Origin of the sequence: Paenibacillus sp. FJAT-27812, from assembly GCF_001273905.1 — a bacterium.
Lineage (GTDB): Bacteria > Bacillota > Bacilli > Paenibacillales > Paenibacillaceae > Pristimantibacillus.
Genome location: NZ_LIGH01000001.1, coordinates 4,836,700 through 4,850,976, shown reverse-complemented (window position 1 = coordinate 4,850,976; position 14,277 = coordinate 4,836,700). Strand labels below are relative to the sequence as shown.

The 14,277-nt window shown below is 50.2% G+C and carries 13 protein-coding genes; 3 read left to right on the top strand and 10 right to left on the bottom strand.

From position 1 onward, the window contains the following. Positions 1 to 35 precede the first annotated feature (35 nt). Complete coding sequence (locus ADU23_RS20110; protein WP_053375364.1) at positions 36 to 914, top strand: AraC family transcriptional regulator; 879 nt, start codon at positions 36 to 38, stop codon at positions 912 to 914. Positions 915 to 1,279: 365 nt separating this feature from the next. On the opposite strand, the gene ADU23_RS20105 is transcribed toward ADU23_RS20110, so the two are convergent. Continuing rightward, the gene (locus tag ADU23_RS20105; RefSeq protein WP_053375363.1) at positions 1,280 to 2,509 is read right to left on the bottom strand and encodes an MFS transporter; all 1,230 of its coding nucleotides are present in this window, start codon (positions 2,507 to 2,509) and stop codon (positions 1,280 to 1,282) included. 197 nt (positions 2,510 to 2,706) lie between these two features. Here ADU23_RS20105 and ADU23_RS20100 point away from each other — a divergent pair, with 197 nt between their 5' ends. Next, entirely contained in the window at positions 2,707 to 3,372 is a 666-nt protein-coding gene (locus tag ADU23_RS20100) for a GntR family transcriptional regulator (protein WP_053375362.1), read from the top strand. An 80-nt stretch (positions 3,373 to 3,452) separates the two neighbouring features. Here the strand turns inward: ADU23_RS20100 and ADU23_RS20095 are convergent, their stop codons facing one another. The 7 genes from ADU23_RS20095 to fabF form a co-directional block, all read right to left on the bottom strand. Further along, the gene (locus ADU23_RS20095) at positions 3,453 to 4,280 is read right to left on the bottom strand and encodes a uroporphyrinogen-III synthase (RefSeq protein WP_053375361.1); all 828 of its coding nucleotides are present in this window, start codon (positions 4,278 to 4,280) and stop codon (positions 3,453 to 3,455) included. 95 nt (positions 4,281 to 4,375) lie between these two features. Further along, complete coding sequence (locus ADU23_RS20090) at positions 4,376 to 5,455, bottom strand: AI-2E family transporter (protein ID WP_053375360.1); 1,080 nt, start codon at positions 5,453 to 5,455, stop codon at positions 4,376 to 4,378. Positions 5,456 to 5,648: 193 nt separating this feature from the next. Continuing rightward, positions 5,649 to 6,602: an ABC transporter substrate-binding protein gene (locus ADU23_RS20085; RefSeq protein WP_053375359.1), complete on the bottom strand. Its 954-nt coding sequence runs from the start codon at positions 6,600 to 6,602 to the stop codon at positions 5,649 to 5,651. Between the two features lies 1 nt (position 6,603). Further along, positions 6,604 to 7,641, bottom strand: coding sequence for a FecCD family ABC transporter permease (locus tag ADU23_RS20080; RefSeq protein ID WP_053375358.1), 1,038 nt, complete (start codon positions 7,639 to 7,641; stop codon positions 6,604 to 6,606). A 2-nt stretch (positions 7,642 to 7,643) separates the two neighbouring features. Continuing rightward, a complete protein-coding gene (locus tag ADU23_RS20075; RefSeq protein ID WP_053375357.1) occupies positions 7,644 to 8,648 on the bottom strand; it encodes a FecCD family ABC transporter permease in 1,005 nt (334 codons plus the stop codon). A 146-nt stretch (positions 8,649 to 8,794) separates the two neighbouring features. Next, positions 8,795 to 10,417, bottom strand: a complete 1,623-nt coding sequence (locus tag ADU23_RS20070; RefSeq protein WP_053375356.1) for a helix-turn-helix domain-containing protein — start codon at positions 10,415 to 10,417, stop codon at positions 8,795 to 8,797. 100 nt (positions 10,418 to 10,517) lie between these two features. Further along, complete coding sequence (gene fabF, locus ADU23_RS20065; RefSeq protein ID WP_053375355.1) at positions 10,518 to 11,756, bottom strand: beta-ketoacyl-ACP synthase II; 1,239 nt, start codon at positions 11,754 to 11,756, stop codon at positions 10,518 to 10,520. 123 nt (positions 11,757 to 11,879) lie between these two features. Between fabF and ADU23_RS20060 the strand changes: the two genes are divergently transcribed. Then, positions 11,880 to 12,722: a helix-turn-helix transcriptional regulator gene (locus ADU23_RS20060; RefSeq protein ID WP_053377739.1), complete on the top strand. Its 843-nt coding sequence runs from the start codon at positions 11,880 to 11,882 to the stop codon at positions 12,720 to 12,722. 18 nt (positions 12,723 to 12,740) lie between these two features. Here the strand turns inward: ADU23_RS20060 and ADU23_RS20055 are convergent, their stop codons facing one another. Both ADU23_RS20055 and ADU23_RS20050 read right to left on the bottom strand, forming a co-directional pair. After that, on the bottom strand, positions 12,741 to 13,340 hold the full coding sequence (locus ADU23_RS20055) for an ABC transporter ATP-binding protein (RefSeq protein WP_053375354.1): 600 nt from the start codon (positions 13,338 to 13,340) through the stop codon (positions 12,741 to 12,743). Next, positions 13,330 to 14,253 carry an oligopeptide/dipeptide ABC transporter ATP-binding protein gene (locus tag ADU23_RS20050; protein WP_053375353.1) on the bottom strand — a complete coding sequence of 308 codons (924 nt, stop codon included), beginning with the start codon at positions 14,251 to 14,253 and terminating at the stop codon, positions 13,330 to 13,332. Before ADU23_RS20050 ends, ADU23_RS20055 begins: the two co-directional genes overlap by 11 nt. Between the last annotated feature and the right edge of the window lie 24 nt (positions 14,254 to 14,277).

Sequence of the window (14,277 nt, the reverse complement as noted above, 5' to 3'; positions counted from 1 at the left end):
AAACGTCTCAGATTTTCGGAGGAATCCATTATTTCATGACTTATATACCTGATTATTTGAAAACGTATCCAAATATGAACACTTCCTCTCCTCTCCATATTAGCTTGAACCGGCTTTATCATGGCTTTCGCCCGCATCGCCACGACTTTTTGGAGTTTTCTTATGTCGTAGACGGAAGAGGCTCCGAATCGATCAATGATGCCAAGCATCAAATGCTGCCCGGCACCTTTACATTCGTGCTGCCTTATCAGGTGCATGAGCTTTTTACGGAGCCAGGCAGTACATTAGTGCTTTATAATTGCATGTTCAGCATGGATTTATTGATAGAGCCGGGTCAAGAAAACGGCCTTATGGACTTAATCGCCCAAAATATGCTGCCGCCATTCGTTCAGCTAAGCGGCGCCGAAAACGCAAGGATGAAGCATTTAATCGAGGATATGTATCATGAATATCAAGGTCAAGAGCCTTGGCGCCGGACGATGCTCCAAGTCAGGTTAAAGGAAATATTGGCCTGCTTCGACCGCTATCGCCGGAAAGCAGCTCCATCAGCAGTCATTTCAACGCTTGGCTCCAAATCCAACGCATCGGTTTGGCCGATCATTCATTATATTCATCGCCATTATCAGGATGAGATCGCGCTCTCTGATCTTGCCAGCCGCTTCTCCCTCAGCGTATCGCGAATAAGCGAGGTCATAAAACAGACGACCGGACAAACCTTCGTCCACTTCCTGCATGACCTGCGCTTGCGGCATGCGTGCAGCCTGCTCGTCTCAACCGATATGAGCGTCGCCGAAATCGCGCTTGAGGTGGGCTACGGCTCCTACAAAACATTTTCCCGCATTTTTCGCGAAACGAAGGGCGTCGTGCCTAAGGAGTACCGAAAAACAAAGCTCAATCAGGAAAAGCTCAGCTAATAGCCTATAGCCATTCAAATAAAACGAGCAAGGGCTGCCCAACGTAGAACATTCTACTCATGGGGCAGCCCTTGCTCTGTTATGTGTTTAGTTGATAATAGACAGAACCACGAATAAGATGGCTAGCAAAACGTAAATGACAAGCGATACGATCATTAAAGTCCGCTTACTCACAGCGCTACTCCCCTTCCAGCACCGATTGGGCTATACACCATTATTGTATGTGCATGGGGACAACGCGGAAATTGTCCAAGTGAGAAATTCGCCCTCTAACTGGTCGAGACAAGGTGCTGCTAAGCACTATATTCATAACCCTATGCTTCCCAGCTCGTATCGAATGCCTTGCAAGCCTTACCCGTGCTAATCTACTCGCTAGCCTTACTCTTCCGATCCGATGGCAGCAAAATCGTAAGCATGCCGAGCAGAGGCAAATACGAAGTGCAGCGAATGACAAACTCGATGCCCATGGAGTCGGCCAGATTGCCAAGGATAGCCGAGCCGATGCCGCCGAGTCCAAACGCCATCCCGAAGAACACGCCTGATACGAGTCCTACTCTGCCTGGCAGAAGTTCATTCGCATAAACCAGTATTACGGAGAAAGCCGAGGCTAAAATGAGTCCGGCAAAAAAGATTAAAATGACGGAAAACGTTAAATTCGCGTAAGGGAGCAGCAGGGCAAACGGAGCCGTTCCCAATATGGAAAACCAGATCAAGCTGCGGCGGCTGAACTTATCCGCCAAAATGCCCCCGAGCAGCAAACCGATTACGTTGGCGGCCAGAAAGACGAACAGCACCATTTGCGCATGGCCGACCGATAATCCAAAATGATCGATTGCATAGAAGGAATAGTAGCTGCTGATCGCAGCGATATACACGTTTTTGGAAAAAACAAGAATCATTAAAATCGTGAGCGCAAATACGACTTTACCCGATGATACATTTAGCTTAGACACTGGCTTGGCCGCCTGTTTCGTGCTCTTGCTAGGAACCAGAGCAAGCTGCGACCCATACCATTTTGCCACATTATATTGAATGACGATTCCGATTGTAGCAAATAGCGCAAACCAGATGACACCCTGCTGACCCGTATGTACGAATAACAGAGCTGTCATGATCGGAGCAAGCGATTGTCCAATATTGCCGCCGAATTGAAAAATAGACTGGCCTGTGCCCTTCCTTGTTCCTGCTGCTAAATAAGCTACACGCGCGGAGATCGGATGGAAGACGGCCGAGCCGACCCCAATAAGCATTACAGCGGCCATGACCATCCAGAAATGTGACGCGTAGGATAGTGCCGCAACCCCGCCCAGCGTAAACAGCATGCCTATCGGCAGCAGCATCGGCTTCGGATGCGTATCGGAGAAAATGCCAATGATCGGCTGAAGCAGCGCCGCCGTTACATTGATCATCAATGAGATCAAGCCGATTTGCGCGAAGCTGAGCGATAGCGAATCCTTTAAGATCGGAAATAAGGCCGGTACGACAGACTGAATCGTATCATTAATCAAATGTACGAAGCTAATGGCAAACAATAAAGGAAACAGCGTTTGTAAAGCGGTTGGCGACGTGGCGATAGAGGCTTGGTTGCTGGACATACAGGTTACTCCTTACTCAAAATAATGTATTGTGATATGCGATATATTGCATATTATATTTCCTTAAGCGGATAAAAGCAATCTATTCATTTTGCACGTTTAATCATTTGCGTCGGTCATTCATTATGCGATATATTATATATTGGTTGAATCCAAATTAATTAATAATGAAATAAAATAATAAAGGAGGGCTCGTGTTGCCTATTCCAACCGACTATTCCACCCCGGTTAGACTATCCGCCAAAGAGCGCACCTTGACCCAGCTTCAAAAATGGATTATCGACGGCACGCTTCAGCCTGGAGAGAAGCTTATCGATACTGATCTTGCCGAAGCGCTGGGCGTGAGCCGCACGCCGATTAGGGAAGCTTTTCAGCTGCTTGAGGTTCAGGGTCTCATTCAGACGTTTCCAGGAAAAGAAACGAGAGTGACGACGCTGGAGAAGGAGGATATCGTCAAGCTATATGGGCCGTTAACTGCCCTTCATGCATTAGCTGCCGAGCTTGCCGCCGCCAACATCCAGCCGGAGCATATCGAAGAGCTGCGCGCCATCAATGCTTCCTTCGACGAATGCGTTGACCAAAAAGAGTTTTATCAAGCGATGGAGTTTGACGAGAAGTTTCATGATAGGATTTTGCAAATCGCAAACAACCCGTATATATTGACGTTCAGCTCCTCCCTTCAAATGCATATTAGAAGATATAAGTACATTTTTATTAAACGCCCGAATTGGGAGACGCAGGCTGCCGGCAAAGATCATGAGGCGATCATTCAAGCGTTGGAAGCACGTGATGTCGAAGCTGCCGCGAGCTTAATGAAATATAATTTACTCAGGCCGCTGCAAAATCTGGATGCCATGCTCTAATCCGTATGCAGCAGCAACTAAAAAAAGTGATGATTCCGCCGCATTTGGCGTATCATCACTTTTTTTAAAACACTCGACTATCATTTGCTGCCTTCAATGCTTTCATAATAACGGCCGATTTCAATAATTAGCGCGCCCATTCTCTCCAGCTCCGGGACAACTATCCGTTTCACCCCGTACTCCCTCAGCGCCTCCTGCGTTACTTTTCCGACTGCTGCTGCAACGATTCGCCCTTCAAAGACATCCAACAGAAAAGCTATGCGATCCGTTTCACCGGCATACTTAAACAAATAATGCACCTGCACCGCGGTCGTGAAGCATATGGTGTCTACCGATCCTTCAGCCAACTCCGCCATTAGCGTATCCAATGTGGCTGCACTCGGCGGAACATGTTTGTACGGCAGCACGGTCTCTACCTGTTTCGCGCCTTTTGATTCAAGAAAACGCACCAGCTCAGGCGCCGGCTCGCCATGCAGCTGAATCCATACGCGCTGCCCTTGAAAATCATATGCCGACAAATTGTCTATTAGCCCCTTCATCGTCCCGTCATCATCGCTGACAACGGCCTTGAGGCCCGCCCGTTTGAGAAACGCTGACGTTTTGTAGCCTCTTGTTGCAATTTTCGCTTGTGACATCCGGTCCCGAACAGCCTGTCCAATGCCCAGCTTGTCAGCTGCGGCAATCAAGCTGTCCGATCCCATCCCCGTCGTCAAAATGAGCCAGTCGGTGCCCTGCTCTGCGAATTTCCGCAGCGGCTCCGCAAGCAAATCCTCGTCAAACATCGTTAAACCTTGAAGCGAGCGAATGATTGGAATTCCGCCTTGTTTTTCTACGATTAAGCTCATTTCATCTGTTTTGCGCGATCCGGCAATGACGATTCGTTTATTTTTCAAAGCGATTATGCTCATATTGTTTCTGCCACCGTACTTTCGGTTAATTTGCCTAAGTCGACGTCATTATACCAGAGAAAGGAAGAACACGCATCCATTCAGCCAAATAAATATCATGCGTTTTCCCATAATTGCTTAAAGAATAGCTCATACACCCTGCAATAAACGATTTTCAAAATCATATACACCGGTATAATGAGCAAAATGCCAAGTATCCCCGCTATATCCCCGCCTACAAGCACCAATATAATTGTTGTCAGCGGATGAATATCAAGCTGCTTGCCAAACACATATGGGGCAATCAAATTATCTTGGATTTGCTGAGCGATCGTAATGATCACAATCGACCAGATCGCAATGGACGGCGCTTCAATAAATCCGATGATGACGATAGGCACCGAGGACAGGAATGAGCCGATAAACGGGATAAAATTAAGTATGACCGCCACGACGGTAAGCAGCAGCGCGTATGGCAAATCAATAATTAGAAAACCAACGTACATCAATACGCCAAGCGCCAAATTGACGATCACCCGGCCTACGATAAAGCTGCTTAGCATATGATCGATCTCAGCCATAACCTCCGTCCCGTCCTTACGGAACCGCTTGGGGATAAAGCTGACGATTTGTTCCCCAAACTTCCCGCCTTCCTTCAGCATATAAAACAGCAGAATCGGAAACGTGATTAACACGATCGCAAAATTGGAGAAAAAGGCAAATAGCCCGGATAAATAATCCGTGAGCAACGTAAAGCCTTTGTTCAAATACTCGGTCAGCTTAGAGAGTAGATTCGAATCCTGCGGCAAAAAAGTCGATAAAAAGCGATTATGCTGAAGCTCCTCTACTTGATCGCTTAACGAGGTGAACAGCGTAGGCGCATTTTCGACCAGATTAAACAATTGTGTTCGCAGCGAAGGCCATACGACGATGCTAAAACCGGCCATAATGACCGCGAACGCCAAATAAATGAGCAAAACGGCAAAGGTCCGATTCACCTTGTGCCGCTCCATTACATTCACGAGCGGACGAACCAAATAATAAAAAAATGCTGCAAGCATGAGCGGTACGATGATCATACTGAATAACGACAAAATGGGCTTGAAAATAAAATCAACAAGCGATCCCAAATAAATGATGATCAGCACCAAAATGATCGAAAAGCACCATCTCATAAAACGATTATGCTTGGCCATGCATTCACCTTCTTCTCTTTTTAGATGAGATATTCAGCCAAGCGGCACAGATGGCAGAAAGCACTGTGCCAGTCGGTCGCCCCCAAAAATAGGTTACTTCCCATTTACCCGCTTCAACTTCTGCTGAAACAAAAAGAAGATCGCAGCAAGGCGCTTCCGCCCCCGCTGCGATCTTCTAAACCTGCCTATTCGCTTACTTGGAAAATAGCTTTTCTGCATCATCAAGCGCCATGCTATGGCCGATGGAGGAGTAATCCAGCCATTTCTGGCCGTCCAGCACGTACACATGCTTATTTTTGACCGCCTTCAAATTTTGCCAAACGATGTTTTTCTCCAGCTCGTCGAATTTCGCTTTCGCCTCGGTGCCTTTGCTAATAATGACGAAGATGGCATCCGCGTCAAAGTCTGGCAGCACCTCTTGTGAAATAACCGTATAAGGCTCATCGACGATTTTTTCGACGCCTGCCGCTGGCTGGAGTCCGAGATCCTCAAACATAATCGGTCCGACCGGACGCGGCATGCCCATGACCCGAAGCTCCTTCGCTGTCATGCGGATCGCCATTGCTTTTGCGTCTTGTCCAAGCTCTGCGTGAATTAACGCCTTCACGCGCTCTGCCTTAGACTCGTAACCCTTAATAAAAGCTTCCGCTTCCTTCTCCTTGCCCACATGCTTAGCGATCCGGTTCAAATGGTCGCGCCATGTTCCATTATCCATATCGATGCTGATCGTAGGGGCAATCTTCTCGAACTTAGCCAAATCTTTGCCGGAGTAAACCTCATCGATGTAGATGACGTCCGGCTTTTGCGCGAGTACCGCTTCCATATCCGGATCCGTTACGACACCAAACTTCGCAGCGCCCTGCAAACGATCTGCCACATGAGGAAGAAAGTCCTTTACATCGCCGCCAACGACCGAGCCTACAGGCGTTATGCCGAGCGCGAGCAGGTTATTCGTAATATGTATCGACATCGAAGCAATTTTCGCATTTGGATCATGCGACTTAACGTCTGCCGAAGACTCGGGCGCTTCGGTTGCGGCATTTGACGGCGCGTTCGTGCCGGCAGCGCCATTATTCGAGGACTGTCCGCAAGCGGCTAGCACCCCTACTAGCATAAGAAAAACAACTGTTGCGACTATTCTTTTCATGTTAATGATTCCTCCGTGTGTTAGGTTTTGAATGTAAGAGCAAATAGAGAAAATACGGACCGCCAATCGCCGCAACGACGACCCCAGCTGGAATCGCATTTGGCTGAAAGATAGAGCGGCCTATTGTGTCCGCGCTCACTAGTATAAGCAGCCCCACAAGCGCGGCTATCGGTAAAAAATGGCGATGCTGCGGCCCTGCGAGCCGCCTCGCAATATGAGGGGCTATGAGCCCGATAAAACCGATGCCGCCCGCCATCGACACGCTTGCACAGGATAATGCCACCGCTAACCCCAGCAAAAACAAGCGATTCCGCGTCACATGGCTGCCTACGCCGGAAGCTGCCTCATCGCCTAAGGCGAATAAATCAAGCGACCGTGAACGGAAATAAATGATCGGCACGATCAAAACGATCCAAGGCAGCAGCGCCCATACATTGATCCAATCTCTCCCCCAGACGCTTCCGGCAAGCCACCGGGAGGTGAAGGAATACGTATCCTCGTCCAGCCTTAAGGAGAGAAATAACGTGAAGGCGCTGACGCCTGCTTCAACCGCGATCCCAACCAATATCAAGCGGATCGGAATGATTCCTTTATATCGATCGTAGGCGAGTGCAATAATGATAATCGAAATGACGACCCCGCCTGCAAAAGTGAACATCGGGATTAGCAGCGCAGCCGGCCCTTCCATCGTCCGAAAAAAAGAAACGAAGAGGATTAATCCAAAGGCCGCGCCGGCATGAATGCCGATAATGCCCGGGTCCGCCAGCGTGTTGCGGGACACGCCCTGCATGACAGCTCCCGAAATGCCAAGGCCGATGCCAGCCAGTATCGTAATGACAATGCGAGGCAAGCGGTAATCGAATAAAATAAGCTGTTCATCGGATGTTCCGCCGCCAAGCAGCGTTCGCCAGATCGAAGCCGGGGACAATCGAATTGTTCCCGTATTCAAGCTCACGATGACAACGGCAATGGCGAGCGCCAGCAAAATAATTGCGGCAACTAACGCTCTGGCTGATCTTTTTTGTTCCAAGCTAGCCATACTTAAAGCTCCCGCCTTTCTTTGCGGGCCAAATACAGAAAGAAAGGCACGCCGACTAGGGCAACCATAGCCCCTATCGCAAACTCCCGCGGCGGATTGACCATACGCGACGCAAAATCAGCCCATACGAGCAATATCGCCCCCAGCAAGGCGGAGAAAGGAATAATTTTGCGATAATCAACCCCCATAAACCGACGGGCAATATGCGGTACAACCAAACCTACAAAACCGATTGATCCCGCTGCGGACACGGAAGCGCCTGCTAAAATAACTGCAGCAGCCATGCCAAGAACTTTTATGGTGCCGGTATGTATGCCAAGACTTGCAGCCGTTTCATCCCCTAGCGACAAAAAACTAATGGAGCGGCCCATCGTTGTTGCCCATGCAATAACAAGGAACACAAGCGGCGCTAGCACCTTCAAATGCTCCCACTTCACCCCTGCAACGCCGCCAGCATACCAGAATGCGAGATCTTGGCTCAAATCGTAATAGATCGCGATCCCGCTGCTGAAGGAATGAAGGATTGCCGCTACGACAGCGCCAGCAATCGTCAGCCTAATGGAATGAAGCCCGCCTTGCGTTGCCGATCCGAGCAGAACGATTAACAGCGTGCTAAGCGCCGCCCCCATAAAGGACATGAGCATGAGCTGCGTGTAAGTCAAGCCCGGCAAAAAGGCAAAGCACAGCGCCACGACAAAGGCCGCCCCCGCGTTCACGCCAAGTATGCCGGCATCCGCCATCGGATTTCGCGTCACGCCTTGCATAAGCGCGCCGGCTACAGCGAAAGCCATGCCGGTTATGACCGCGCCCAGCACGCGCGGGATCCGATATTCATGCATGATTTGATGGGCCGTCAAAGCCGGATCGTAATGGAAGACGGCAGACCACACCGTCGCAAGGCTCAGCTCCTTCGCGCCGCTCGATATTGCCCAAAATATAGACATCAACAGCGCTGCGAATGCCGCTGCAAACCATATCGTTGTTTTCCATGTTTTATTCCCTGTCATATCCTTCTATACGAAATAAGCCTCCCTTCACTCTTTTAATATTGATAATCATTATCACCAATTTATTATACCTTACCCTTTTTTTGCGTACATGACATAATTCAAGATTGTTTCATGGATTATTCCAAGATCGCCGTCGGCGGCTGCTACATCCTGCTCAGCAGCCGCTCGATCTCTTCTAATTGTTGGTTTATTCCGTGAGGCGCATACACGATCCACTTCTCCCAATCGATAAAAAACAGTTTATTGTTCTGAATGGCCGGATGCTTCATCCAATAAGGATTAGCGCGGATGAGCTTCACAAGCCGCAAGCGGTCAGCCTCCGTCTCGCAAGAAATAAACAAATAATCCGATTCGAACTCCTTAATCTCATCCGGCTTAATCGACAGCCAGTTGAAGCCTGTGCCAATGGGATGAGCACCCTGCGTCTTGCTAATTCTCTCCGGCAGCTCTAATTGCAGCGAACGATAAAAGATATGGCCAATGTTCCGCGTGCCATACACTCTAAGATCATTTTTGCGGACTACACATATCGTTACCGTTGCACCGCCAATCGTTTTTCGTGCCTTCCTTCGCACGTGTTCCGCCAGCCGCTCATGGTTGTCCATCCAATTATTTGCCGCCTGCTCTTTATCAACAAGCTCCGCAATTTCCTTTAGATGCGTATAAATATCCTTGCTCGCCCAAGGAATAGGCACGATCGGGGCGATATCGTTTATATGCGCTTTCGCTTTTGACAGGACATTGTCCTTGCAGACAATCAAATCGGGCCTCATGTCGCTAAACGCCTGCCTGCTGATCTCCCATGGATCGGTTGCATGCTTCGGCAAAGTGAGCTCCGTCGTCACGAGAGGCAAAAATCGATGCATTTGCGCTGCGCAAGGCCGCAGCCCAAGCGTATATAAATGATCCGTATAGGGGGAAGAAAGCGAAATGATGTTCAAATCTTGTTTTTTCGTATAAATAGTAGGCGAATAACCGCTCGTTTCCTTGAATCGGCGGCTAAAATAAAATTCATCCTCATAACCTACATCAGCCGCAATATCATTGACAGGCATATCGGTCATAAGCAGCATCTCTTTTGCTTTGTTCATTCGCAGATGAGTTAAATAGGATACGGGGGTTTTAGCCATGGACCGCTTGAATACTTGCGCGTAATAGGAAGGATGCAGCTGCGCCAGCTCAGCCAGCTTGTTTACTCGAATCTCCTCGCGGTAATGGCTCTGCATATAATCGATCGTTAATCGCAAACGATCCTCTATTTCATGATTTGCAGCGGGCTCGGCTTGACGAAGCAGCCCCTCCAGCAACTCATATAAATACTGTTGTCCGAGCAGTCGATTCCGCTCTTTTAACTGCTGCCCATCCGATGCCAGCAAATAAAAATAGCGCTTGAACTCTTTGCCGCTGACCTTTAGCTTGCCCTGCAGCGGAAAAGAAGTCTCGCGCACATAGGATCTTCCTGCATCCGACCGCTCGGATAGACGAAACCAATCAAACGCAACCCAGTACAGCTCCGTGCCGGAATCAGATAACAGCTGCATATCCAAAGTCGTGCCGAGCGTAAGAACATGGAGCGAATCACGTTCGATTCGGCTCGATTGTCCGTTGATGCTGAGGCTGCCGTCGCCCTTTGCGATGTATAGCAAAATATGCTGGGCGAGCGGAATCGTTCCGTCAGCCCAGCTTGGTGTCTCCATGCTCTTGCCTGCTTGCTCTATTTCAAAAATAACGTCGCGTAATAATGGACCATGCTCAAGCGTGCTCATACCAGCCGCGCCCCTCCCGGATAGTTTATCGCTGCCAGTGGCAGAAATAAATGAAAACCATTATCAATTGTAATGAAAATCCGGGACGATTACAATCCTTTTACGCTGTATATTTCTTCAAAATAATAACGGCATTATGGCCGCCGAAGCCAAAGGAATTGGACATGCCAATTTCGATATTCGCCTCGCGCGCTTCGTTCGGCACATAATCGAGATCACAATACGAATCTGGTTCTTCTTGGTTAATCGTCGGGGGAATGATCCCCTCTTGGATGCTTTTCACCAGAGCAATCGCTTCCGCGCCGCCTGCAGCGCCCAGCATGTGGCCGGTCATCGACTTGTTCGCAGTTACTGGAATACGGTAGGCCAGCTCGCCGAACAGTTTTTTGATGGCAGCCGTTTCCGAGCGGTCGCCGATTTCCGTGCTGGTCGCATGCGCGCTAATCAGATCAATTTGCTCCGGCTGCAAGCCAGCCTCGCGCAGCGCATGCTTCATCGCTTGATAGGCGCCGATGCCATCCGGATGGGTCGCCACCATATGATAAGCGTCGGAGCTAGCTCCGTAGCCGATCACCTCCGCATGAATGCGGGCTCCTCTGGCTAAGGCATGAGACAACGATTCAAGCACGAGAATGCCTGCTCCCTCTGCCATGACGAATCCGTCACGCCCCGCATCAAACGGCCGGCTTGCAAGCTCCGGCGCCTCGTTGCGCGTGGAAATCGAGGTCGCGTTGCCAAAGCTCGCAAGCGATATATCCGTAATAGCGGCCTCCGAGCCGCCAGCGATAACGACATCCGCGCTGCCCGAGCGAATAAGGCGCCAAGCTTCGCCAATTGCTGTATTTCCTATCGAGCAAGCGGTAACCGGTGCCATCGACGGTCCTTGCGTGCCGAACCTGATGCTGATCATCGCGGCAGCCATATTGGCGATCATCATCGGAACCAGTGTCGGGCTAACCCGATCGGGACCGCGCTCATGCAGCACCTCAGCTTGGCCCAGCAGCGTCTGAATGCCGCCGATACCCGATCCAACATAGACGCCGACGCGCTCACGGTCGGTTTCATCAAGCGAAAGCGCCGCGTCCTCCAGCGCTTGTTCCGCAGCCGCTATCGCAAACTGGCTGAAACGATCCATCCGGCGTGCTTCCTTGCGGCCAAATCGCTCATCCGCGTCAAAATCTTTTACGAGGCCGGCGATTTTAGCTTTATGTCTAGACGTATCAAAGGTGTCAATCGTTGAAATGCCCGACTCCCCTTTAACCAACCGATTCCAAAATTGCTCCACATCGTTTCCTAGCGGCGAAATAACGCCCATGCCTGTAATAACGACTCTTTCCATCGTTAATCCTCCTTCACGAATACCTTGATGTAGTGTAGTTTGTCATAGTTGTTATCCTATTACAAGTTGTAGTTTATTATAGTATAATCAGTACTACTATACTGAAATAGGGTGGATTCTATGATCAACCGAGAAACGAGACTACAAGCGCTGTCCTCCTTCCTCAAGTCGAAGCGCGCCAAAATCAGGCCGGAGGATGCTGGTTTTCCGGCAGGAACGCGGAGGAGAACGCCTGGGCTAAGGCGCGAGGAGGTCGCTTCGCTTGCCGGCGTGAGCCCAACCTGGTACACATGGCTTGAGCAGGGACGTGATATAAAAGTATCTTCCTCCGTTCTCGATTGTGTCGCGGCCGCGCTGCAAATGAATGATGATGAGCGAAAATATTTATATGCCCTCGCGCTCGAGACCGGCCACGGCGCCATCCAAATGAATGAGGAGCAATCCGAGATTACGCCCTCCTTGCAGCGAATTTTGCAGGAGCTTCGCTTTTGTCCAACGATTATTTCCGATCGCCGCTGCCAGATTGTCGGATGGAATCAAGCGGCTTCTCATGTGTTTATGGATTTTGAACAAATTCCCGCTGAACAGCGAAATATGATTGAGCTGTTGTTCACAAGGAAAGAATTCCGGCGGCTTGCCGGCAATTGGGAGCATTTTGTAGGCGGATATTTAGCTATCTTTCGCGCTTATTACGGCCAATATGTACAGGATGATTGGTATGAGCGATTTATTGAAGAAATGAAGGGGAGCCATCCGGAGTTTCAATATTTGTGGGAGCAAAGCCAGGTCAGCTCTGCTCCGGATGTATTGCTGGAATTTCGGCATGCGAAGGTAGGTAAAATGCTGTTCCATCTCACTTCCTTCCAAGTGCAGGGAAGCACCGACCTTCGGTGCAGCGTGTATACGCCTGCGCCTGAATCTTCAACGGAAGCGAAGCTGCGCAGACTTATGGAGAAGCATGATTAACGGGAATTTCGTATCCATTTATTCGCCAAATTGGACCGTGCGGCTGCAAATTTTGCTTACTAGGGCATGGTCATGGTTGACAACGAGCAAACCGATCTGACGGGAGCGAACGATATCCAGCACCGTATGCCAAATTTGCGCCTGCGTAATCGCGTCAAGCATCGTCGTCATTTCATCCGCGATCAGAAATTTCGTCTTTGGACCCAGCGCTCTTGCAATGCAGCAGCGCTGCAGCTCGCCTCCGGAGAGTTCATTCGGATATCGAACCAGCCACTCCTCTTGGAAACCAAGCGCAGCAAGAAGCTCGGCATCAGGGGTCCATCCCTCCGTTAACGTCTTAGCCATTCGCCATCTTGGGTTAACCGCGCGTTCGGGATGCTGAAAAATCATCTGCACCGGATCATAGCTTTGCGCACGCTTGCTTTGGCCTCCGACGGTAACCTCGCCTGTCATCGGAGCTGTGTAGCCAGCTAATATACGTCCAAGCGATGTTTTGCCGCTTCCGCTAGGACCGATCAGTCCTAACACTTCACCAGGGGCAAGCGAGATGCTGAAGTCTTGAAACAACCAATCGCCGCCAGGGTAGCGCCAGCTGAGATTTTTTCCTTCAAGTCGCATGGATACACCTCACCATTCCGCCTCTTAGGTCACGCGGCTCCGGCCTGCTAGAGCCGCAAGAGTCAGCAGCCGAGCTGCATCGCTCCGCGAAAAGGCAGCCTTTGATGGCAGCGCTTTTTGCAGGCTGCGTGCCGGCAATTGGCTCAAAGCCATTTTGCGGCAGCGCGCGCCACAAAGCTTGGCTGTAAGGATGCCGAAGCCGCTCGCCATTCCCATGAAAATCTGCTGCTGGAGCAAGCTCAATAATCATCCCCGCATAAAAGACGGCAACCTTATCGGCGATGCGAAGAGCCGCCTCAATGTCATGCGTAATGAACAATACCGCGCAGCCACCCTCGGCCAGCTGCTTAAATTTCCCGAGTGCCTCCGTTACATCGCCCGGATGCATGCCTGGCGTCGGCTCGTCTGCAATAATGAGCCGCGTTCTTCCAAGCGCCGCCGTCGAGACAAGCACCTTGCGCGCCATGCCGCCGGAGAGCTGAAACGGAAAAAGCTTCTCCACATGCTTGCCAAGCTGAAACCGCTCGAATAAGCCTTGCCGTTCCTTAAGCTGTTCAGCTCCGTCAGCTTGCGTCCGCAGCTGCTTGCCTACCCGCATTAACGGATCCAGATAGCTGACTGACTGGGGAACAAGCGCGATTTCCTTGCCGCGGTAATGTCGAAGCTTAGCCTCGTCAAGCAGCTCGCCGCCATAGGAGATGCTTCCCGTCATCACGACATTTTTCGGAAGAATTCCCATAATCGCATGAGCAAGCAAGCTTTTGCCCGAGCCGCTCGCTCCGACGACCGCAACGATCTCCCCCTCGTTTATCGCAAAATCAAGCTCCTCCATGACCGTAACCTTTTGCTGCTGGCTGCCTTTCTGGTATTGCATGAAGGAAATCGATAGCTTGTTTACCTCTAGCAGAGGCATATTGGTCCCTCCCTTCCATTGCTG